The 19,292-nt window shown below is 68.7% G+C and carries 20 protein-coding genes and 1 tRNA gene; 7 read left to right on the top strand and 14 right to left on the bottom strand.

Annotated elements, in window-relative coordinates:
- Nucleotides 1-26: 26 nt before the first annotated feature.
- The 3 genes from WBA11_RS03600 to WBA11_RS03590 form a co-directional block, all read right to left on the bottom strand.
- Nucleotides 27-100: transfer RNA gene (locus WBA11_RS03600), tRNA-Met, on the bottom strand.
- Between the two features lie 213 nt (nucleotides 101-313).
- Nucleotides 314-1,414, bottom strand: a complete 1,101-nt coding sequence (aroB, locus tag WBA11_RS03595) for a 3-dehydroquinate synthase (protein WP_424519356.1) — start codon at nucleotides 1,412-1,414, stop codon at nucleotides 314-316.
- A 79-nt stretch (nucleotides 1,415-1,493) separates the two neighbouring features.
- Complete coding sequence (locus tag WBA11_RS03590; RefSeq protein WP_424519355.1) at nucleotides 1,494-2,234, bottom strand: hypothetical protein; 741 nt, start codon at nucleotides 2,232-2,234, stop codon at nucleotides 1,494-1,496.
- Nucleotides 2,235-2,451: 217 nt separating this feature from the next.
- On the opposite strand from WBA11_RS03590, the gene lysM reads away from it, so the two are divergent.
- Complete coding sequence (gene lysM / locus WBA11_RS03585) at nucleotides 2,452-2,919, top strand: peptidoglycan-binding protein LysM (protein WP_424519354.1); 468 nt, start codon at nucleotides 2,452-2,454, stop codon at nucleotides 2,917-2,919.
- 127 nt (nucleotides 2,920-3,046) lie between these two features.
- Here the strand turns inward: lysM and WBA11_RS03580 are convergent, their stop codons facing one another.
- The 6 genes from WBA11_RS03580 to WBA11_RS03555 form a co-directional block, all read right to left on the bottom strand.
- Complete coding sequence (locus tag WBA11_RS03580) at nucleotides 3,047-3,481, bottom strand: hypothetical protein (protein ID WP_424519353.1); 435 nt, start codon at nucleotides 3,479-3,481, stop codon at nucleotides 3,047-3,049.
- A complete protein-coding gene (locus WBA11_RS03575) occupies nucleotides 3,478-4,713 on the bottom strand; it encodes a protoporphyrinogen/coproporphyrinogen oxidase (protein WP_424519352.1) in 1,236 nt (411 codons plus the stop codon). The genes WBA11_RS03580 and WBA11_RS03575 overlap by 4 nt, the downstream gene beginning before the upstream one ends.
- The gene (locus tag WBA11_RS03570; protein WP_424519351.1) at nucleotides 4,710-5,333 is read right to left on the bottom strand and encodes a hypothetical protein; all 624 of its coding nucleotides are present in this window, start codon (nucleotides 5,331-5,333) and stop codon (nucleotides 4,710-4,712) included. The genes WBA11_RS03575 and WBA11_RS03570 overlap by 4 nt, the downstream gene beginning before the upstream one ends.
- Nucleotides 5,330-6,748 (bottom strand): TIGR01777 family oxidoreductase, encoded by a 1,419-nt coding sequence (locus WBA11_RS03565; RefSeq protein WP_424519350.1) that lies wholly within the window; start codon nucleotides 6,746-6,748, stop codon nucleotides 5,330-5,332. Before WBA11_RS03565 ends, WBA11_RS03570 begins: the two co-directional genes overlap by 4 nt.
- Before the next feature lie 95 nt (nucleotides 6,749-6,843).
- Entirely contained in the window at nucleotides 6,844-7,353 is a 510-nt protein-coding gene (locus tag WBA11_RS03560) for a DinB family protein (protein WP_424519349.1), read from the bottom strand.
- Nucleotides 7,350-8,906 carry an acyl-CoA dehydrogenase family protein gene (locus WBA11_RS03555; protein WP_424519348.1) on the bottom strand — a complete coding sequence of 519 codons (1,557 nt, stop codon included), beginning with the start codon at nucleotides 8,904-8,906 and terminating at the stop codon, nucleotides 7,350-7,352. The genes WBA11_RS03560 and WBA11_RS03555 overlap by 4 nt, the downstream gene beginning before the upstream one ends.
- A 60-nt stretch (nucleotides 8,907-8,966) precedes the next feature.
- Between WBA11_RS03555 and WBA11_RS03550 the strand changes: the two genes are divergently transcribed.
- Both WBA11_RS03550 and WBA11_RS03545 read left to right on the top strand, forming a co-directional pair.
- Nucleotides 8,967-9,656 carry a 4'-phosphopantetheinyl transferase family protein gene (locus tag WBA11_RS03550; protein ID WP_424519347.1) on the top strand — a complete coding sequence of 230 codons (690 nt, stop codon included), beginning with the start codon at nucleotides 8,967-8,969 and terminating at the stop codon, nucleotides 9,654-9,656.
- Nucleotides 9,656-10,195 (top strand): hypothetical protein, encoded by a 540-nt coding sequence (locus WBA11_RS03545; protein ID WP_424519346.1) that lies wholly within the window; start codon nucleotides 9,656-9,658, stop codon nucleotides 10,193-10,195. Before WBA11_RS03550 ends, WBA11_RS03545 begins: the two co-directional genes overlap by 1 nt.
- Nucleotides 10,196-10,217: 22 nt before the next feature.
- Here the strand turns inward: WBA11_RS03545 and WBA11_RS03540 are convergent, their stop codons facing one another.
- The 4 genes from WBA11_RS03540 to WBA11_RS03525 are packed head-to-tail and all read right to left on the bottom strand — an operon-like array spanning nucleotide 10,218 to nucleotide 12,353.
- Nucleotides 10,218-10,595, bottom strand: a complete 378-nt coding sequence (locus tag WBA11_RS03540) for a lysozyme inhibitor LprI family protein (RefSeq protein WP_424519345.1) — start codon at nucleotides 10,593-10,595, stop codon at nucleotides 10,218-10,220.
- Between the two features lie 4 nt (nucleotides 10,596-10,599).
- Nucleotides 10,600-10,998, bottom strand: coding sequence for a hypothetical protein (locus tag WBA11_RS03535; RefSeq protein WP_424519344.1), 399 nt, complete (start codon nucleotides 10,996-10,998; stop codon nucleotides 10,600-10,602).
- A gap of 24 nt (nucleotides 10,999-11,022) precedes the next feature.
- A complete protein-coding gene (gene ypfJ / locus WBA11_RS03530; RefSeq protein ID WP_424519343.1) occupies nucleotides 11,023-11,826 on the bottom strand; it encodes a KPN_02809 family neutral zinc metallopeptidase in 804 nt (267 codons plus the stop codon).
- 53 nt (nucleotides 11,827-11,879) lie between these two features.
- A complete protein-coding gene (locus WBA11_RS03525; RefSeq protein WP_424519342.1) occupies nucleotides 11,880-12,353 on the bottom strand; it encodes a TrmH family RNA methyltransferase in 474 nt (157 codons plus the stop codon).
- A 59-nt stretch (nucleotides 12,354-12,412) separates the two neighbouring features.
- Here WBA11_RS03525 and WBA11_RS03520 point away from each other — a divergent pair, with 59 nt between their 5' ends.
- Nucleotides 12,413-12,997 carry a hypothetical protein gene (locus tag WBA11_RS03520; RefSeq protein WP_424519341.1) on the top strand — a complete coding sequence of 195 codons (585 nt, stop codon included), beginning with the start codon at nucleotides 12,413-12,415 and terminating at the stop codon, nucleotides 12,995-12,997.
- A gap of 63 nt (nucleotides 12,998-13,060) precedes the next feature.
- Nucleotides 13,061-14,251 carry a PAS domain-containing protein gene (locus WBA11_RS03515; RefSeq protein WP_424519340.1) on the top strand — a complete coding sequence of 397 codons (1,191 nt, stop codon included), beginning with the start codon at nucleotides 13,061-13,063 and terminating at the stop codon, nucleotides 14,249-14,251.
- Between the two features lie 37 nt (nucleotides 14,252-14,288).
- Here the strand turns inward: WBA11_RS03515 and WBA11_RS03510 are convergent, their stop codons facing one another.
- Entirely contained in the window at nucleotides 14,289-14,837 is a 549-nt protein-coding gene (locus tag WBA11_RS03510; RefSeq protein WP_424519339.1) for a type 1 glutamine amidotransferase domain-containing protein, read from the bottom strand.
- 141 nt (nucleotides 14,838-14,978) lie between these two features.
- Here WBA11_RS03510 and WBA11_RS03505 point away from each other — a divergent pair, with 141 nt between their 5' ends.
- Nucleotides 14,979-17,432 (top strand): zinc-dependent metalloprotease, encoded by a 2,454-nt coding sequence (locus tag WBA11_RS03505; RefSeq protein WP_424519338.1) that lies wholly within the window; start codon nucleotides 14,979-14,981, stop codon nucleotides 17,430-17,432.
- A gap of 184 nt (nucleotides 17,433-17,616) precedes the next feature.
- Nucleotides 17,617-19,236 carry a hypothetical protein gene (locus tag WBA11_RS03500; RefSeq protein WP_424519337.1) on the top strand — a complete coding sequence of 540 codons (1,620 nt, stop codon included), beginning with the start codon at nucleotides 17,617-17,619 and terminating at the stop codon, nucleotides 19,234-19,236.
- The last annotated feature ends 56 nt before the right edge of the window (nucleotides 19,237-19,292 follow it).

Here is a 19,292-nt window from a genome sequence, read left to right as displayed (position 1 = left end):
GCGGAGGACCGGGCGCGCGCTTTGTGTGGCGTGAGAGAGACTTGAACTCTCGACCTCAGGGTTATGAATCCTGCGCTCTTACCAGCTGAGCTACCACGCCGAGTGGGAGCGCAAGAATACCGACGGTCCCCGCCACCGGCCAATCCAAGAGTTTGGGAATGGGGAATGGGGGATGGCCGGGCGCGGCCTCGAGGGCGCGGAATCGTTCCTCCTCGCACCCAGCCTCGGAGCCCCTAGATCGAGTCTCCCCTCCCTGCGTGAGGAGGAGGGGGACAGGGGGTGGTCGCGTTCGTCCTCGAGGTCGCCACCCGAGCTACCCGCTCAGCGCGAAGTCCCACGCCGCGCGGACGAACGTCTCCGGCACGTCGCCCGCCAACCTCGCGGCTCCGACGTCCTCGAGGACGACGAACCGAAGACCGGACGCCGTCCGCTTCTTGTCCGTCCCCATCGCCTCCATGAGCGCGTCGACCTCGAGGGCGGGCGCGGGCGGAGCGAGTCGCTGGACGAGCGAATCTGCGTCTTCGAAGGCGCCGAGTGATGGTGCGACTCGCCCGATACGCAGTGACTCAGACAGGTGCACCGCCGCGCGCATCCCGATCGCCACGGCCTCGCCGTGCGTAAGCGCGCCATAGCCCGCAACCCGCTCCAAGGCGTGGCCGAAGGTGTGCCCGAAGTTGAGGAGCGCGCGGCGGCCGGCCTCGAACTCGTCGTCGGACACCACCTCGGCCTTGACCGCTGCCGCGTCTCGGATCAGCGGGGACGCGATCTCGAGGTCAAGCGATACCACGCCTTCCCACTCGTCCTCGAGGCGGCGCGCGAAACCAGCGTCCGAGATTAGAGCGTGCTTGACGGCTTCTGCCAAGCCACTGCGGTAATCCCGTGGCGGGAGGGTCTCGAGGACCGTCGGGTCTGCGAGCACCAGGCGCGGCTGGTGGAACGCGCCGATCAGGTTCTTGCCCGTCGCGTGATTGATCCCCGTCTTCCCGCCGATCGCGCTATCAACCTGGGAGATCGTGGTCGTCGGAAGGTGGACGAGCGGGAGGCCGCGCAGGAGGGACGCCGACGCGAAACCGCCGAGGTCGCCCACCACGCCCCCGCCCAAGGCCAGCACCGGCGTTCCCCGATCGATCCCGAGTCCCAGCGCCCAGTCGAGCAGGCCCGACCACGTCTCGACCGACTTCGACCCTTCTCCTGGAGGCACCGTCGCCACCTCGAGGGTCCACCCCGCGTCCTCGAGGGCGGCGCGGAGCCGCCCGAGGTGCAAGGCCGCCACCGTCTCGTCGCTGATGACCAGGGCGCGCCCGGCCTCGAGGCCGACGTCGGCGAGGTGACGCGGCGCGGCCTCGAGGACGTCGAAACGGACGTCGTAGCTGCGTCCTCCAGAAAGCGAGACGTGGACGGGGGAGAGGGTCATGCCGAAAGATCGCCCCAACGAAAACCGCCCGCCCCGGTACCAAGCCGGAGCGGGCGGAGGATCCCCTACCACAAGGAGCCTATTTCTCGATCTCGACGCCGAACGGCTGGCCGTTCTCACGCACGTCGACGTTGTCGTTGAAGACGTCGTCCGTGGCGGAGAAGAAGATGTAGCGCGCGTCGTCGGGCACCGTCACACAGCCGTCCGTGACCGCGAAGTCCTCCTCGATGTCGGTCACCAATCCGTCCAGGAAGGCGTCGGCCGTGTAGACGTCGTTGCCGGCGTCGATGGCGCCGGGGACGCGGTGCCGCTCGTTGCGGTCGCCGAGTTCATCGGTGCGGCTGAAGACGGCCGTGACCAGCTCGTACCCTCGCTCGCTCGCTCGGATGCCGTCGACGTAGAAGAAGTCTCCGACGGCCCGCAGGCAGGTGGGTTTGCCGGGCTGAATACCGAGGTCCGAAAGGAGAAAGGCACGGGCCCGGCGGACACTGTCCTCGGCGTTGTTGGGAGAGATGCGGAGGTACGTGGCGGTCGGGTCGAGCTCGACAAAGCGAAGGTCGCCGCTGGTGTCGCCGTCACCGTTGGAGCCGTCATCGCCTCCGCCATTGTTGTCACCGTCGGAGCCGCCGTCGCCGTCCGATCCGCCGTCGTTCGAGCCGTCGTCGCCCGGGTCGCCACCGTTTCCGTCTGGGTGACCGCTGCCGTCGCCGCCGTTCGCTCCGCAGTTGAAGCACGGCTCGCCCGCGTCGATGCCTGTGGAGTCACAGCCGGTGAGGGGAGCGAAGAGGACCAGCAGGCTGGCGAAGAAGAGCGTGCGCATGGCGGGAGGGGAAGGGTGTTGTGCCGAGTCCCGTCGTTCCCCAGGCCGAGCCGAACCGAGCCAATGCTTGTTTGGAGCTCGCGGATGTGTCGATTGCGTGCCGAGATCCCACGGTGATGGACCGCTGGTATCAGTCTCGCCACGCCGTTCCGAGTGGAACTCGGGGCATTCCCTATGCGTGGCAGCTCCCCCTTTACCCATCCCCCCTTCAACTCCCATGGGACTCCTCGATTTTCTAAAAGACACAGGCAAAGACCTCTTCGGCGGCAAGGAAGAGAACGCTGCTGAAAAGATCAAAGAAGAGGTCGAGCGTGCGCTTGGCAGCAACATCTCCAACCTCGGCGTCCGCTACGACAACGGCAAGGTGACGCTCCAAGGCCAGGCCAAGAGCCAGGCCGCTAAGGAGAAGGCGACCCTCATCGCCGGCAACGTCAAGGGCGTGTCCAACGTTAACGACGACGGGATCACCGTCTCCGGCGCAACTACCGCAGGAGCCACGACCGCTGCCCCGGCCAAGGCGTCCAGCTACTACACGATCCAGAGCGGCGACACGCTCTCGAAGATCGCCAAAGCCAAGTACGGCGACGCCAGCCAGTACAACAAGATCTTCGAGGCCAACCGCGAGGTCATCGGCGACCCCGACAAGATCTACCCGGGCCAGCAGATCCGCATCCCCGCGGCCTGAGCGAATCGACGATAGGCACGGACCTGTCGGACGGATCACGGCGCCCCATCGGCCTCGGCTGGCGGGGCGCTTCTGTGTCCGACCTCGAGGCGCTCACACCGTGACGGGCACCGTCCTCGAGGACGAGCTAGCGTGCGGCGAGGGCCGCCATCCAGAGCACGAGCCCGCTCCGCACCGTCCAGGCGAGTGTTCGGACCCAGTTCGTCGAGACCAGCTTGCCGTGGGCCTCCGCGTCGAACGAGCCGCCGAGGGCGTTGTGGAGCGGCACCTGGAGAAACGCGGTCGACGCCCAGATCACACCGACCAAACCGGCCCCGACCAGCACCATCCAGGCCGGGACGGCGTCCGGTCGGTCCGCGATCAGCCAGACGGCCGTCGCCAGCTCGATCAGCATCAGTGGCCCGACGACGAGCGTGATCCGGCTTTGGTGACTCGCTTCGTAGGCCGTCCACCCTTCCACGCCGACGCCCGCGAAAAGAGGGTAGTGCACGACCTGGACGATCCAGATCACGCCCGTCATCAGGAGCGTCGCGGCCAGGTTCGTGAGCAGGACACCGCTCATGCGCCCACGTCTGCCAGGACGGCCTCGGCCGCGTGACGCCCTGCGACGAGCGCGCCGTTGATGGACGCGTTCCGTCTCCAGTCGCCCGTCACGTAGAGGCCGCCCTCGAGGCGAGGGGAGCGCTCCGGCGGCTCGAGCGAGGGCAGGTCGGGGAGCGCGTCGCGGACGTGGTCGATGCGGAGCAGCGTCCAGCCGTCGACGGCCTCTCCGAACCAGCCTCGAAGCTGGGCGCGTGCCGCGTCCTCGAGGTCGGGCCGTTGGCCGTGGTCGCCGAGAACGCTCGCCGTGACGAGTGCCTGGCCGCTCGGCGCGTACGCGGGCTGGACGTTGCTCACGACCTGGGCGTTGTTGACCGGACCCGACGCCTCGCCATCGAGGACCAGGACGGGCTCGGACATCGGAGCGGTCGGCGCCGACCAGGCGAGCTGCGTCGTGCTCTTCCACGCCGGGACCTCGAGGTCGAGGAGCGAGCCGGCGGACCGGGCGTCGGTCGCGACCACGACGGCGTCGCACGAGACGGGATCTCCGTCCTCGAGGGCGACCTCGTGACGAGAGACGGACTGGACGCGGGCGCCGAGCCGGACGCTGCCGTCGGGGAGCGCCGCTGCGATCTGCTCGGGCATCGCCTGGACGCCGGCAGCCGGGAGCGCCGCTGAGCCCTGGGAGAAGCGCTGGAAGTAGACCTCGAACGACCGGCTCGACGCGCTGAGCATCGGGTCCAGCAAAACGCCGCCCAGGAACGGACGGAAAAACCGGTCGACCATCCGGTCCGAGAACCCGTACCGCTCGCGGAGCGCCTGCTCCGTCGTCGTCTCGGGACGTGCCCACAACTCGCCCGTCGAGGCCGACAAGACCGAGTGACGGAGGCGGAGCACGCGCAGCTTGTCGGCCGGGGTACCGACGTCGGCCAGGAGAGTGGGAAACGCTTGGAGCGGCCGGCGGAACGGGTCTCCGATCTTCTGGAAGCTGCCGCCGTGGCGGACCCAAGCGCCGGGCGCGAAGTGGCCTAGGCCCAGGGCTTCGTAGTCCAAGACGGCCTGGGCCTCGGGGTAGGCGGTGAGCAGAACCTGAAACCCACGGTCGATCTGAAACCCGTCCTGCCTGTGCGTCTGGACGCGACCGCCGACGGAGGTGTCGGCCTCGAGGACGATCGGCTCCACGCCGCGCGCAGCGAGGATCCGGGCGCAGGCCAGACCGGACAGGCCGGCCCCAACGACGACGACGCGGCTCACTGCGCCTCGCGGTAGAAGATGGGCTCGGCCTCGCCGACCGGGTGGACGCGTACGGTCAACGGTTCGGGACCGAGCGTGCCGGGCTCGGCGCGGAAGCTTCCGTCGGCGAGTTGTGCGCGGACGACCTCGAGGTCGGCACATGCGGTGCCGTAGCCTCGCGTCACGAGGTAGCGGCCCGTCTGGTCATAGACGATCCGGTCGCCGCCGTCATCCGGGTCCTCGCGCCTCGTGATCTCGTAGTCGGTCGAATACAACCCGTCCTCGAGCTCGATCACCATCTCGACGATGCGGTCGCGTCGGACGTACGGCTCGGTCGGGAGCGGGACGTAGCGGACGGTCACGCCGCTCGAGGTCGGAGTGACGGACATCTCGGACAGATGCCAGGATCGCAATCCGGTCTGGACCGCATGGCGGCTTCCCAATAGGCCAAACGTCGTGCGTGGGTAGTCGCCGGACTCGCCGTGGATCAGGGCGACGGTCGCGAGCACGGCGGTCACGCCCTCGAGGTCGTTCTGGAACTGGGTCGAGGTCGAGGCGAGCGCGGGGTCGCTAAGGTCAGCGACTTGGGCAAGCGCGAGGCTGGGTAGCAGCGCAGCCGCTAGGAGGAGGGAGCGAGTCATGACAACGTGTGGGCGTCGAGGTGCCCGGTGACGTGGGCGAGCGCGGTGCGGAGGTCGGGGTAGGAGAACCGGAAGCCCTCGCGGACGAGCCGGTCGGGGACCATGCGGGTGCTTTTGAGGGCGAGCGAGCGGGCGAGTTCTCCGCCGAGCGTCCGCACCAACATCTCAGGGACGCGCACGACCGCCGGCCGGTTCTGGACCGAGGCCAGGGTCTTGACGACGGTCTTCATCGTCGCGCTGCTCGGGGCAGCGAGGTTGTAAGAGCCGCGGGCGTCCTCGAGGGCGAGCCAGTGCAGCACGTACACCACGTCGTCGAGGGCGATCCAAGGCCACCACGCATCGCCGTCGCCGGTCCATCCCCCGAGCCCCAAGGCCGTGATCGGCGCGAGCGTCTTGAGGAGGCCGCCTGCCGGCGTCGTGACCAGCCCGATCCGGGCGTGGGCGACGCGGATGCCAGCCGCCTCCGCCTCGGCGGTCGACGCCTCCCAGGCAACGGTCACACGAGCCAAGAAGTCGTCGCCGGGCGCGTCGTCCTCGACGAGCTCAGCGGAGCCTCGGTCCCCGTAGTAGCCGCTCGCGGAGGCGCACACCAAGGCTCGGGGCGGTCGCGACATCGAGGCCAGGGCTCGGCTCAGGAGCTGGGTCCCCTTGGTGCGACTCTCCCAGATCCTGCGCCGCGCCTCGGCCGATCCGTCGAGCGACGTGACCGGCTCGCCGGCCAGGTGGATCACGACGTCAGGCGCCGCGGCCTCGAGGGCGGCGAGGTCGATCTCGCCGTCGTGGACGTTCCAGTACACCGCTCCGTCCTGTGGACCCCTCGAGGTCGCGTCGTCCCGATGTCGGACCAGGCGAACGACCGTGTGGCCTCCTCCAGTCAGGAAGGCCGACAGTGCGCTCCCAATCGTTCCCGAGGCGCCGGTGACGGCGACCGTCATTGGCGCGGCGCTCGCGTCGTGGTGGCGCCGCAGGTCTTCGCCCGTGATCCGGTGCCGGTACGCGAACAGTCGCTCGAGCTGGCCCTTCGCGATCGGCGCGCCGATGCGGGAGACGGGATCGAGCGGGAGCGTGTACGTGATGTCGTCCTCGAGGACGGAGCCGACGGGCGCCGGCAGCATCCGGTGGCGGTGGTGCCACGACCCGAACGGGCCGGAGATCTGGACGTCCTCGAAGCCGCACGGGCCGTCGCCCTCGAGGCAGCCGTCTTGGTAGTTCCGGTGCTCCGCTACCCAGTCGAGGCCGACGAGGTCGGCGCCGAGCCGGATGATGGCGCGGTCGCCGTCTCGAATCCCTTGGTGCTGCTTGAGGGAGACGGGCTGCCAGGGCGGCGTGAGCCGCTGGAACGCGCCGGGGCGCTCGTGCCACCGGAACAGCTCGGCGGCGGGGACGGGGACCGAGACGCGGGACGTGTATCGCATAGGCCCCAACCCCTGGGGCCGCGGACGGGGTTCCGTCCTCGAGGACGAGTCAGGAGACGGCCGATCTTGCTGAGGCGCGACGTCCTCGAGGACGGCTACGCGACGCGCTCGAGGTAGCGATCCGTCCCGGCGATGTGGTGCCGCTCGTGGCCCGCGATGATCCATCCTGCTGCGCGCGTGCTGAGTGGGCCATCGCTCGACGTCCCGACGCGCCGGAGGTCGTCGGCCGAGAACGAGCGGAACAGGTCCAGCGTCGACGCCCGGACACGGTCGAGCTCGTCGGCCAACTCCGACAGCGCCCGACTCGAGGTCGACTCCGCGAACGCGTCCTGGTCGTACCCCGGCAGCGGCGTCTCGTCGCCCCGCGCGATCCGCAGGGCGCGGACGGCGAAGATCCGCTCGGTGTCGATCACGTGCTGGATCGACTGTCCCAGCGTCCACTTTCCAGGCTCGTAGCGGTGGTCTGTCAAGCCCGTCGCCAGTCCGCGGATCAGGTCTGACAGGCCGGGACGCTCTAGGGCGGCCTCGAGGTCGTCTCCGGCCACCTGGTCGATGTAGCTCTGGAAGTACGGCTGCGACTCGCTCGGCTCGGGGCGGCCGATCACGACGTCTGGACGCGGGCGAGCCAGGCCGGCGGCGCCGCGTCCTCGATGAGGCCCGTCAAGCCAGAGCTCCGGTACGTCTCCAAGATGCCGCGGACCTCGGCCCGCGTCTCCTCGAGCATGTTGCTGACCAGCTCCGACGAGAACCCGCGCTCGCCCATCTCGATCGTCATCTCCATCGTGACGATGCGGCTGATGGCGCGGCCCAAGTCGACCAGCTTGCGCTGGGGCATCTTCCAGTCGATGTCGAAGGACAGGGCGTCCCCGAAGGTCTCGGCGGCACGGGCCGTGAGAGGCTCGCTGCGGAGGTAGGCGCCCAGGTCGACCGACTTGATGCGCCGCATCGCCTTGACGACGGACTCGGTCACCTGCTGGTACAGGATGTCGTTGGAGCCCTCGAAGATCTGGTACGGGCGGCTGTCGACGTAGGCCTGACCGGCGCGGTGGTCCTCTCTGTAGCCGTTCCCGCCCGCAAGCTGCAAAAACGAATCGGCGGCCTCCTGCATCCAGTCGGTCACGACGGTCTTGAACGCGTTGGCCTTGAGCCCCTCACTGAACAGGTCCCGGTCGACGCCAGCGGTCCCGGCGGTCTCCATGCACATCGCAGCGGTCCCGGTCACGAACGACTGAAGCCGAGCCAGCCGAGCCTTTACCTGGTCGTAGTCCACGAGCGCCTTGCCACCCACGATGCGGTGCCGGGCGTGATCGAGGGCGTCGTCGAAGACGCGCCGGAGGTAGCCCATGCCCATGCCGGGGATCTGGAGCCGGCTGCGGTGCAACAGGTCCAGCATCATCTTGACGCCGGTCGAGTGGGGCTCCAGCCTCGAGGACGACGGGACCTCGACGTCGACGGCGTTGCGGCCGTAAGGGATCATCTTTAACCCCAGGTTCGGGTACAACTCCTCGACGGTGACGTGCTGGCCCGGCGCGTTGGCGTCGGCGATGAAGAAGTCGACGTCGCGGCGCAGGCCGCCGTCAGCCGTGCGCGGGCGGGCGGTCAGGAGCCAATAGTCGGCCCAGCCGGTCAGGCCGGCCCAGTGCTTCGTCCCCTTGATCTTGACCGTGTCCTTGTCGGTCGCCGTCCAGGCCGTCTCCATCGAGAACGCCTCCGACCCGAAACTGGGCTCGGTAATCATGAGCCCGGCCAGCTTGCGGTCGCGGATGTACGACGTCAGCACGCGCTTCTTGGCCTCCTCGGACCCGTACTTGACGACGGGCTGCAAGAACAAGCCGCCGTTGATCCCGACAATTAGGCTGAGCGGCAGCGAGTGGTAGCTCGTCTCCTCGAGCATCGTCAGGCTGTGCCCGATCGTGCCGCCTCGGCCGCCGTACTCCTCGGGCACGTAAACCGAGAGCGGGTCCACGTCGCGGAAGCGCTGGATGACGAACGGTGCCACGCCGCGCGTGGAGCCGTCACCGTCGAGGTCGTGCCGTGCCCCGAACAAGTGGGCCAGCCGCTCGCGGTACTCGGCTCGGAACTCGTCGAACGACGCCTTGGCCCGACGGATCGGTGAGGGTGTCGTCCGAGGCAACGTGGGAAGGGGGAGAGCGCTCATGCGTGTGGAAGAACGTAAAGCCGTAATCTAGGACCATGCGAGCCTGGGGACCTAGGGCGGATGCACTACGTCGCACCATCTGCACACGACCGGCCGCCCACGCCCGTGATCGACCTCGAGGCCCCCCAATGGCCGTTTCCCCCCGACGTCCGTGTCCGAATCGCCCTCGAGGGCGACCCCACGATGCTGACCGCCCTCGAGGACGAGCGTCTCGGACGCTACCGGAGCGACACGCGGCGAAGACAGTCGGCGTTAGGCCGGACCGCCGCTCGGAGTCTTGCCGGTGACGTGCTCGGTGTGCCGCCCCTCGAGGTCGGCTTGGAAATAGACCGTAACGGGGCGCCCGTCATCTTCGGCCTCGAGGTGTCCATCTCCCACACGAGCCGGGGAGGCCCGCCGGCTGGTGCGGCTGTTGTTGCAAACCAACGTGTCGGCATCGACCTCGAGCGGGTCACCCCACGGCGTCCCGACTTGTGGCGCCGCCTGCTCCGACCGGACGAGTACGCCGTCCTCGAGGACGAGGGCGGACCCACCGACGAGGTCCAGACGCGGCTGTGGTCCATCAAGGAGTCCGTGCTCAAGGGACAGCGAACCGGCTTCCGGGCGGGCGCGCAGTCGCTCCGCATCCTCGAGGTGGACGGCCCTCTCGCGCTGGTCGAGTCTGCGACGTCCGGAACGTGGCGCGTTGCGACCGTCCTCGAGGGCGACCTGGTCGTGTCGGTCGCGTGGCGCAACCTCGAGGTCGGGTAGTGCTCCTGCATCACGCGCCGCGCTACGCGTGGGGTCAGCTTGGCGTACCGACCCAACGCATGATGGCCCGCCTGATCCTCGTCCTCGTCCTTGCCACCGCGCCACAGGCGCAGCCGACCGCGACGGCCCCGCCCAGCCGCTACGTCCAGTACCTCGAAGCGTTGGGGAACGGGGGCATCGGGTCCATGAACATCGAGCGGCGGTTGGGAGAGGACCTCGCGATCCGTGTCGGCGTGGGGTGGGCGCCCGACTTGGAGGGTCAAGGATCGTTCACGGCTCCTGTCCTGGTCGGGTACGTCCCGTCGGACGGTGGGGTCGAGGTCTCGCTCGGGCTGGTCTTGCGCTACCGACAGGGCCTCGCGGAACCGTGGGGCACGGTTGCTGCCGGATACCGATGGGTCCGGCCTGGTGGCGCCGTGTTCCGGGCGACCTTCACTCCGATCGATCTGGGACCGTCGGGAGTCTTCCCTTCGATCGGGTTGAGCATCGGAAGCGAGATCCGCCCGCTGTCCCCGAGGACAACCGCGTCGTCGCGATAGCGTGGCGCGACCTCGAGGCCGGCTAGCGCTCGCGGAGCTCGTCGTAGTAGGACCGGAGCTGGATCGTGCGTTGCACCGTGACTTCGGCCATGCACAGGCCGTACACCATCGGGCGCATGCTCCCGCCCTCGTAGTCCGACGACGCGACGTCGCAGTGGGCGTCGCGAAACGCGACCCAGGCGCGCTGCGCCGTACGGATCCGCTCTTCTCGGTCACCCGTGGTGATCCCCGTGAGATCCTGGTACACCCGGTTGAGCTCGCCGTCCGTGGCCTCCATTGCCCGTCTCGCGCAGTCGTTGAGGGCGTACTGAGTCGTCTCGTGCTGGCAGAAACGATTCGGCTGGGCGAGGATCGGGCTGGCTGTCGCCATCAGAACGAAAACTCCCAAGACGTGCTTCATCAGGTCATGATGGGTTGTGAGGCGACACGGGACGTTGAGGTGCTCGGCCGTCGGCTCCAGCCGCGAAGGCGCGCACGCGAGCGACCGTCAGCCGCTGGTTGTCGCGGTAGAACTCGCGCTCGAGGTCGTGGCCCGAGAGAGAGTGGTCGGTCTGAACAGCGAGCCAGCCGACGAACGCGTCCCGCGTCTCGAACACTGCCCCACCGCAGTGATCCTCAGAGCCGGGCGGCTCATCCACGTTGACCCATCCGTCCCAGATCGGGCCGTGGACGTACGCGCCGTCCTGCTGCTCCACGCCCATCCCGCAGTAGTCGCGGTGCGTGTAGCCGAGGACGTCCCCGTCCTCGAGGCGGTCGGCAACTCGCGCTGCGACATCTCGGCCCACCTTGCGTTGGATGTCCACGATGTCGTCCTCGAGGGCGAGCCGCTACGAGAAGCAGACGCGGTAGTCGCCGCTCTGGTAGCCGCCCATGAACGCGTCGACGCGCTGCTGGCTCGAGCCGTGCGTGAACGTCTCCGGCCGGACGGCCTGGCCCGCGCTCTGCTGAATGTTGTCGTCGCCGACGGCGGCCGCCGCGCTGATGCCCTCTTGGATGTCGGCGTCGTCGAGCTCGACCGTCCCCTCCTCGCCGCGCGCGTGGTGGGTCCAGATGCCCGCGAGGCAGTCGGCCTGGAGCTCGGTCTGGACCGACATCGCGTTCGACCTCGAGCGCGAGAGCAGGCCCTCGAGGTTCTGGATGTGGTGGGCCACCTCGTGCGCGATCACGTAGGCGATCGAGAAGTCGCCGCGAGCGCCCATGCGCTGGAGCTGGTTGAAAAAGGCCAGGTCCATGTACACCGTCTGGTCCGACGGGCAGTAGAACGGGCCGGTCGCCGTCTGGCCGTAGCCGCAGCCGGTCGGCGTCGAGCCCGTAAATAGGACCAGGTTGGGCTCCTGGTAGACCTCGCCGGCCTGTCGGTAGAGCTCGCCCCAGACCTCCTCGGTCTCGACCAAGATCGCGTCGATCACGATCGCGTTCTCGTCCGTCGGGTCCGTCACCACCTGGTCCGTCACGCCGGCCGACGACGGCCCGCCGCCGCCCACGAAGCCCCGGAGGTCGACCCCGAAGAACATGCCGATCAGGACGATGACGATGCCGCCGAGCCCGATGCCGACGCCCTTGCCGCGGCCTCCGCCTTTGCCACGGCGGTCGATCAGGTTTCCAGAGGAGCGGCCGGGACGGATGAGCATGACGGGTCAGGGAGAGGGGCCAAGCCAACGCCCTCCGGCCTCGAGGGATCCGGTCACGCGCTCCGCACCACCCGCACGAGCCCGTAGGCCGCGACCCCGAACGCGACCGACACGTTGAGCGACGCCTTGACGCCGTACTGCGGCAGCCCGATCACCAGGTCCGCGTCCTCGAGGACGTCGTCCGGGACGCCCCACACCTCGTTTCCCAGAACGAGGGCGAGCGGGAAGGCGTCGGCCTCGATGGCGTCGATCTCGAGGGCACCGGGGGTCCGCTCCAAGGCGGCGATGGTGAAGCCCCGCTCCCGGAGCGACGCGACGGCCTCGAGGACGGTCCCGGCCTGCGACCACGGGACGGCGTCTTGCGCGCCCAGCGCCGACTTGCCGACCCCTGCGTGATCGGGCGTCGGCGTAAAACCGGTCAGGACGACGCCCTCGAGGCCGGCCGAGTCGGCCGTGCGGAAGATGGAGCCGACGTTGTGGGCCGATCGGATGTCGTTTGCGACGACGACGACGGGGTGCGGAGGCATGGCGGGGGACTTCGAGGACGATGGCGCGTACCCCGGCTTCCCATCCTCGATCCCGCCACATGTCCCGCTCCGCTCTTCTCGTTTCTGTCGTCGGCGTCTTGATGCTCGTCCCGGGCTGCACCACGCTCCAGCAACTCGCCGCCTTGCAGCAGGTCGACTTCGACCTCGACCGGGTCTCGAACGGCTTGGTGGCGGGCGTCGACATCGACCGCGCTCGGGACGGACGCTTGGGTGCGACGGACCTGGCACGGTTGGGGGCGGCGGCGACTCGCGGGTCGGTCCCGCTCGAGTTCACGTTGCACGTCGGCGCGGAGAACCCGGCGGACAACGGAGCGGCGGCCCAGCTGGTCTCGCTCGACTGGACCCTGTTCCTGGACGGGACCGAGACGATCTCGGGCATCTACAACGACGACCGCCAGATCCAGCCCGGCCAGCGCGCCGACCTGCCGATCACGATGTCGCTCGACCTGGTCGACTTTTTCGGCCGCAACGTGGGCGACCTCGCCACGCTCGTCGGCAACCTGGCCGGTGTCGAGTCGCGCCGGCAGACGATCCGGCTCGAGGCGCAGCCGTCGATCAACACGGCGCTCGGCCCCATCCGCTACCCCGGGACCATCTCCATCGACTTCCCCTTGGGAGGCTAGCCTACCGGCTGACCTCGTGAGCGGCGTACGTTTCCGACGCCAACTGAAACCAGAACCACGTCGATGACCCCTCCGACTGGCCGACGCGAACACCCCGAACCGAGAGATGACCGGCACCTCAACGCCGACCTCGATGGGGACACGATCAAGCGGGCACTCCACGCGGCCAACAACCTGGTCGTCATCACGGACCCGAAGCAGGACGACAACCCGATCGTCTGGGTCAACGACTTTTTCTGCCACTTTACGGGTTACGACCGCGACGAAGTCATCGGCCGGAACTGCCGGTTCCTCCAGGGTGACGACCGGGACCAAGCCGAGCGGTACGAGTTGCGGGACAGCGTCGACGACGCTCGCTCGACCCACGTCCTGATCCGCAACTACAAAAAGGACGGGACCATCTTCTACAACGACCTGTACGTGAGCCCGGTCCCGATGGAGGACCAGCCGAGGTACTACATCGGCGTCCAGAACGACGTCTCGGCGCGGATCAACGCGATCATCAAGGCCGAGGACCACGAGCGGGAGGTCCAGGAGACGGCGGAGAACGAGCGCGAGCGGTTCGGGATGGACCTGCACGACGGTCTCGGCCAGACGCTGGCCGGAGCGACGATGCTCTCCCACGCGCTGCACAAGGACCTCGAGGCCTTCGCGAACCCCGACGGCCCGCTCGGAGCGATGCCCGAGGAGCTGCTCAAGAAGCTTCGGACCTTGTCCGAACACTCGAAGTCGCTCCACGGTCACATCGAGCGGACGGTCGGAGAGGCGCGGGACATGGCCTACGGCCTGAACCCCGTCGACGCGAGTGCGACCGGCCTGGCCGACGCCCTCAACCGTCTGGCCGAGCAGGCCCAAACGGACGACGGCCCGGAGTTCATCGTGAACGCAGAGGACATCGCCTTCAAGGACAGACGGCAGGCCCGGCACCTGTACCGCATCGCGCAGGAGGCCGTGTCCAACGCCGTCAAGCACGCCCAGGCGAAGACCATCCGCATCACGCTCCATCAGACCCACCAGGGCACCGCCCTCGAGGTCATGGACGACGGGGTCGGGGTCGAGCGCGAGAACCGACTCCGCGAGGCCGGAGATCTCGGGCTGTCCGGTGGCCGAGGCCTGGCCTCGATCCGCTACCGAGCCGACCTGATCGGAGCCCGCGTCGACATCAGCCCGTCGCTGCGCGGCGGCACCCAGGTCAGCGTTCTGCTTCCGACCAGCCCGGAAGACGCCCCGCGCAACCAGCGCCACGCGGAGTAGCGCGCCCCCGAGGTCTCGGCCTCGAGGGCGGGAGTCGTTAGCTCGAGAGCTCGTCGACGATGGCCTGGTTGAAGGCGGGCAGGTCGTCTGGGTTGCGGCTCGTGATCAGTACGAAGTCGCCGTGCGGGCATCGGACCATCTCTTCCTCGAGGACGTCGGCCCCGGCGTTTTCGAGGTCGGTGCGGATCGACTTGAACGACGTCATGTGGCGGTCCTTCGCGAGACCGGCCTCGATGATGAGCCACGGGGCGTGGCAGATGGCGGCGATCGGCTTGCCAGCGGTCGCGAAGGCCTCGACGAACTCGAGGGCGGCGTCCTCGATGCGGAGCTTGTCGGGGTTGATCTGGCCGCCGGGCAGCACGAGCGCGTCGTAGTCACCGGCCGTTGCGTCCTCGAGGGCGACGTCGACCTCGACGGACTCTCCCCAGTCGCCTTGGTCCCAACCTTTGATGGACCCGGACGCGGGCGAGACGATGTGGACGATGGCGCCGGCCTTTTGCAGCGCGTCGCGGGGGCTGGTGAGTTCGGACTGCTCGAAGCCGTCGGTGGCGAGGATGGCGACGGCCTTGTCGGAGAGAGACGGCATGGAGAGGATGGATAGGAGAGGGGAGACGACCGACGGCTCGAGCCTGACGGAGTTCTCTGCGCCCTCGAGGTCGGGAGAACCCGGAGCGACTGGATCGCCCTCGAGGACGGCGCTACCATTCCCGTCCACGTCCTCGATCCCGTGATCCGCTCTCTCGTTTTCGCCAGCCTCCTCGTCGTCGCTGGCTGCTCCGGCACCTCGACGGTCACCACACCTGACGCGTCCTCGAAATCGCCGTCATCGAACGGGCCGAAGCCGTATTCGGAGGTCGTCACTGACGCGGCCGTCTCGGACGACGGCCTGTTTGCCGTCCACCGCATCGAGGACACGCTGATGTTCGAGATCCCGGACTCGCTCTTCGGACGCGACCTGTTGTCGGTCAGCCGGATCTCGGCGACGCCGGCCGGGCTCAGCCCGTTCGTGAACGCGGGGACGAAGACGGCGGAGCAAGTGCTCCGGTGGGAGCGGTCCGGCAACACGGTCCGTCTCAGGACGCAGTCCTACTCGGCGGTCGCGGACCCGTCGCTGGCGATCTCGCAGTCCGTCGAGGTCAACAACTTCCAGCCGATCCTGGCAAGCTTCCCCGTCGCGGCCTTGACGCCAGACAGCGCGGGCGTCGTCGTCGACGTGACCGAGTTGTACACGACCGATATCGCGGCCCTCTCAGGCTTGTCGACGCGCCAGCGGACCCAGTTCAAGGTGCGGAGCCTGGACAAAGACCGATCGTTTATCGACGAGGCACGGGCGTTCCCCGAGAACGTCAACGTCCGCCACACGCTGACCTACGACGCGACCGAGCCGCCTCAGCGCGACGGATCGGGGACGGTGTCGATGCAGATGTACCAGTCGTTCGTGCTCTTGCCGGAGACGCCCATGATGCCTCGACTGGCCGACGACCGGGTCGGGTACTTCTCGGTCCGCCAGATCGACTACGGGCGGGACGAGCAGAAGGCGGCCGAGCGGACGTACATCCGGCGATGGGACCTGGTCCCCAGCGACACGGCCGCCTACCTCCGGGGCGAACTCGTCGAGCCGGTTGACCCCATCGTCTACACGCTCGACCCGGCGACGCCGGAGCGGTGGCGGCCGTACTTCTGCGCGGGCGTGGAGGATTGGAACCGGGCCTTCGAGGTCGCGGGCTTTCTCAACGCCGTCCGCTGCGAACTGCCGCCCGCGCCGGGCGACACGACCGCGTTCGACCCCGAGGACGTCCGCTACTCGACCGTCCGGTACGTCGCCTCCACGACGCGCAACGCGACCGGGCCGAGCGTGAGCGACCCGCGCTCGGGCGAGATCATCGAGTCCGACATCATCTGGTACCACAACCACATCCGCAGCTACCGGAACCGTCTGATGATCGAAACGGGCGCGGCCAACCCCCAGGCCCGGTCGCTCGAGATCGATGAGGAGCTGATCGGGGAGACGATGCGCCAGGTGATCGCGCACGAGATCGGCCACGCCATCGGCCTGCCCCACAACATGATCGCGTCCAGCGCCTTCCCCGTCGACAGCCTGCGCTCGCCGACGTTCACGTCCGAGTACGGCGTTGCGCCGACGATCATGGACTACACGCGCCAGAACTACATCGCCCAGCCCGGCGACGGCGTGACGCGGTTCGTCCGCATGATCGGGCCGTACGACGACTACGTGGTCAACTGGGGCTACCGCTGGTACCCCGACGTGACCTCGCCCGACGACGAGAGCGCCGTCCTCGACGCGCTCATCGAGGAGAAGGAGGGGGACCCGACGTACCGGTTCTCGAGCGGCTTCGGCGGCTTCAACCCGGACGCCCAGACCGAAGACATGGGCAACGACCCGGTCGCGGCCAGCGGCTACGCGGTCGCCAACCTCAAGCGCGTCGTGCCGAACCTGCGGTCGTGGACCTCGACGCCGGGCGAGGGCTACGACGACCTCGAGGAGATCTACGGCGAGCTGCTGGGCATGTGGCGGCGGTACCAGGGCCACGTCGTGACGGTGATCGGCGGCGTGCGTGAGACGCCGAAGGCGAGCGACCAGTCCGGCCCGGTCTTCGTGTCGGTCTCCAGAGCGGAGCAAAAGCGCGCCCTCGAGTTCTTGGACGAGAACGTGCTCCAGACCCCGACGTGGCTGCTCGACACGGATTTGCTCCGCCGCATCCGGCCCGTCGGCGCCGTGGATCAAGTCCGCGCGCTCCAGGTCGGCATTCTGGGGCAGATGCTGGACCCGATGCGGCTCGGCCGGCTCGTCGAGGGCGACGCGATCGACGGGGTCGGCTACTCGCTCTCGGAGTACCAGGACGACCTCCGCGGCCGGGTGTGGTCCGAACTCGAGGACGCGCGGCCGGCCATCGACGTGTACCGCCGCAACCTGCAGCGCGGCTACGTCGAGCGGCTGTCGTCCTTGATGACGGAGGACGAGCGGGAGTTGCCGTCCTCGATCCGCTACCTCGGCGTGGACGTGAGCCAGTCGGACATCCGGGCGTCGGCGCGGGGCTCGCTCCGGCGCGTCGAGGCCGAGGCTCGGACCGCCCTCGACCGGACGACGGACGCGGCGACGCGGGACCACCTCGAGGACGTGGTGGCGCGCGTCGAGGCCGTGCTGGATCCGGCGCGGTGACCGCAATCCGTCCTCGAGGCCGTCGCTCCGTCCTCTTTGTCGAGTGGGTGGCTCGTCCTCGAGGGCGATGAGTTGACGCGCCCGCGACGAGCGCGGAGCCAATTCGTCAACGGACAAGGTCATGCCGATCGGGGCGCGAGAGGGATACCTAGCGGAGTGTCGTTCTCACCACGCTGGCAAACCGATGACCATTCTCTGCACGCTCGGGGCCGCAATCCTGGTGTCCGTTCTCCCTTGCGACGAGGGGCGGACCAGCCATCACGAGGCACGTTCAGCCGCGGGGCCGACGGAGGCTCCTGACCTCGTCTCGATCGGCAACTTCCGGGACGGTCCCCCGACCGACGACGGGACGCCCCAGACCTTGGTCGACTTCGCATTCGACCAGCCCGCCTATCTCAACGGCGGCAACCGCTCGAGCTTCGCGCTCGTCCCCCTCGAGGGCGGAGACGCCCTCGACGGCCGCGGCGTCGCGCCCGAGGATGACGTCGAGGGCGACGAGGTGGTCCAGGTCCTCTTCGAGGGCGACCTCGACCCGGCCGCCTTCGCCCGCGGCTTCGTCGCGACGGGGACCGTCAACTCGGCGGCGGGCAACGTGGGGGCGGAGAACCCGGCAAACATCAACCAGGCCGTCCCGGTCTCGGGCGGCGGGACGACGGAGAACCCCGACTTGGTCCGCGTCACGCGCGACGGCGACCAGGTCCTGTTCGAGTTCGACGAGCCGTTGACCATCGACGACGTCGTCCAGAGCACGTCCGGCCTCCGGGTCTATTTCCCCGAGACCGGGACGACGGGCGCGATCTTGCAGGCGGGCTCGCTCGCGGTCCACCAGTCGGGGCCGACGACCTTGCGGGCGTACTACGGCGACGACCTGCCACCGGGACCCGACGGCGAGCCGTACACGCTCGACGACGCCGTGGGCGCGTTCGTGGTTCAGGGCTCGGTCCAGGCCGAGGTCGGCTCGCGCGGCGGCAACGACGGCAAAAACGCGTTCGACCACGCCGCTCCTCTCGGCGACACCGGCGCCGTCGTCTGCGGTCCCGCGTACGAAACAGACAAGCCCGGTGACTATTCGGGCCGAACGGAGGGACCAGACTTGATCGCCGTCGGCAACTTCCGGCGGGGTCCGTTTACCGACGGGTTCGAGCCCACGACGTGCGTCGACTTCGCGTTCGACCAGCCGGCGAATCTCAACGGCGGGACGCGGTCCAACTTCAACCTGGTCCCCATCGACGCGTCCGACGCGCTGCCGGGCTCGACGAACCAAACGCCCGACTACGACGTGCCCGGCGACCGGGTCGTCACCGTCGTGTTTCCGGGCGAGCTGGTACCGGAGTCGTTTGCCCGTGGGTTCGTCGACACGGGCGTGGTGAACTCGGCCGAGAACTCGGTGAGCGCCGATAACCCGCTGAACATCAACCAGTCCGCTCATACCCGGCCCCACAGTGAGACCGAGAACCCCGACTTGGTCTCGGCCGAGCGCCAGGACAGCACCTGGATGGTGTTCCGGTTCGACGAGCCGCTGACGATCGACGACGTGATCCAGAGCACGTCGGGCCTGCGCGTCTACTTCCCGGCGACCGACCAGGGCGGGACCGTCCTCGAGGCCGGCGCCATCACGGTCGAGCAGATCGACGAGACGACGCTCCGCGGCTCGTTCAGCGACTTGCCGCTGGCCCCGGACGGCGAGCCGTATACGCTCGCCGACGCCGTCGGCGCGTTCGTGGTCCAGGGGACGGTCCAGGCCTTGAAGGGCTCGCGAGGCGGGAACGACGGCAAGGGCGCGTTCGACGAGGTCGCGCTGTAGGGTCGGGACGCCCGTGTCACAGCGTCGGCGACGCGCTCGGCCTCGAGGGCGCCTCC

The organism is Rubrivirga sp. (genome assembly GCF_049648075.1).
Taxonomy (GTDB): domain Bacteria; phylum Bacteroidota; class Rhodothermia; order Rhodothermales; family Rubricoccaceae; genus Rubrivirga.
This window is presented reverse-complemented; position numbering and strand designations above follow the sequence as displayed.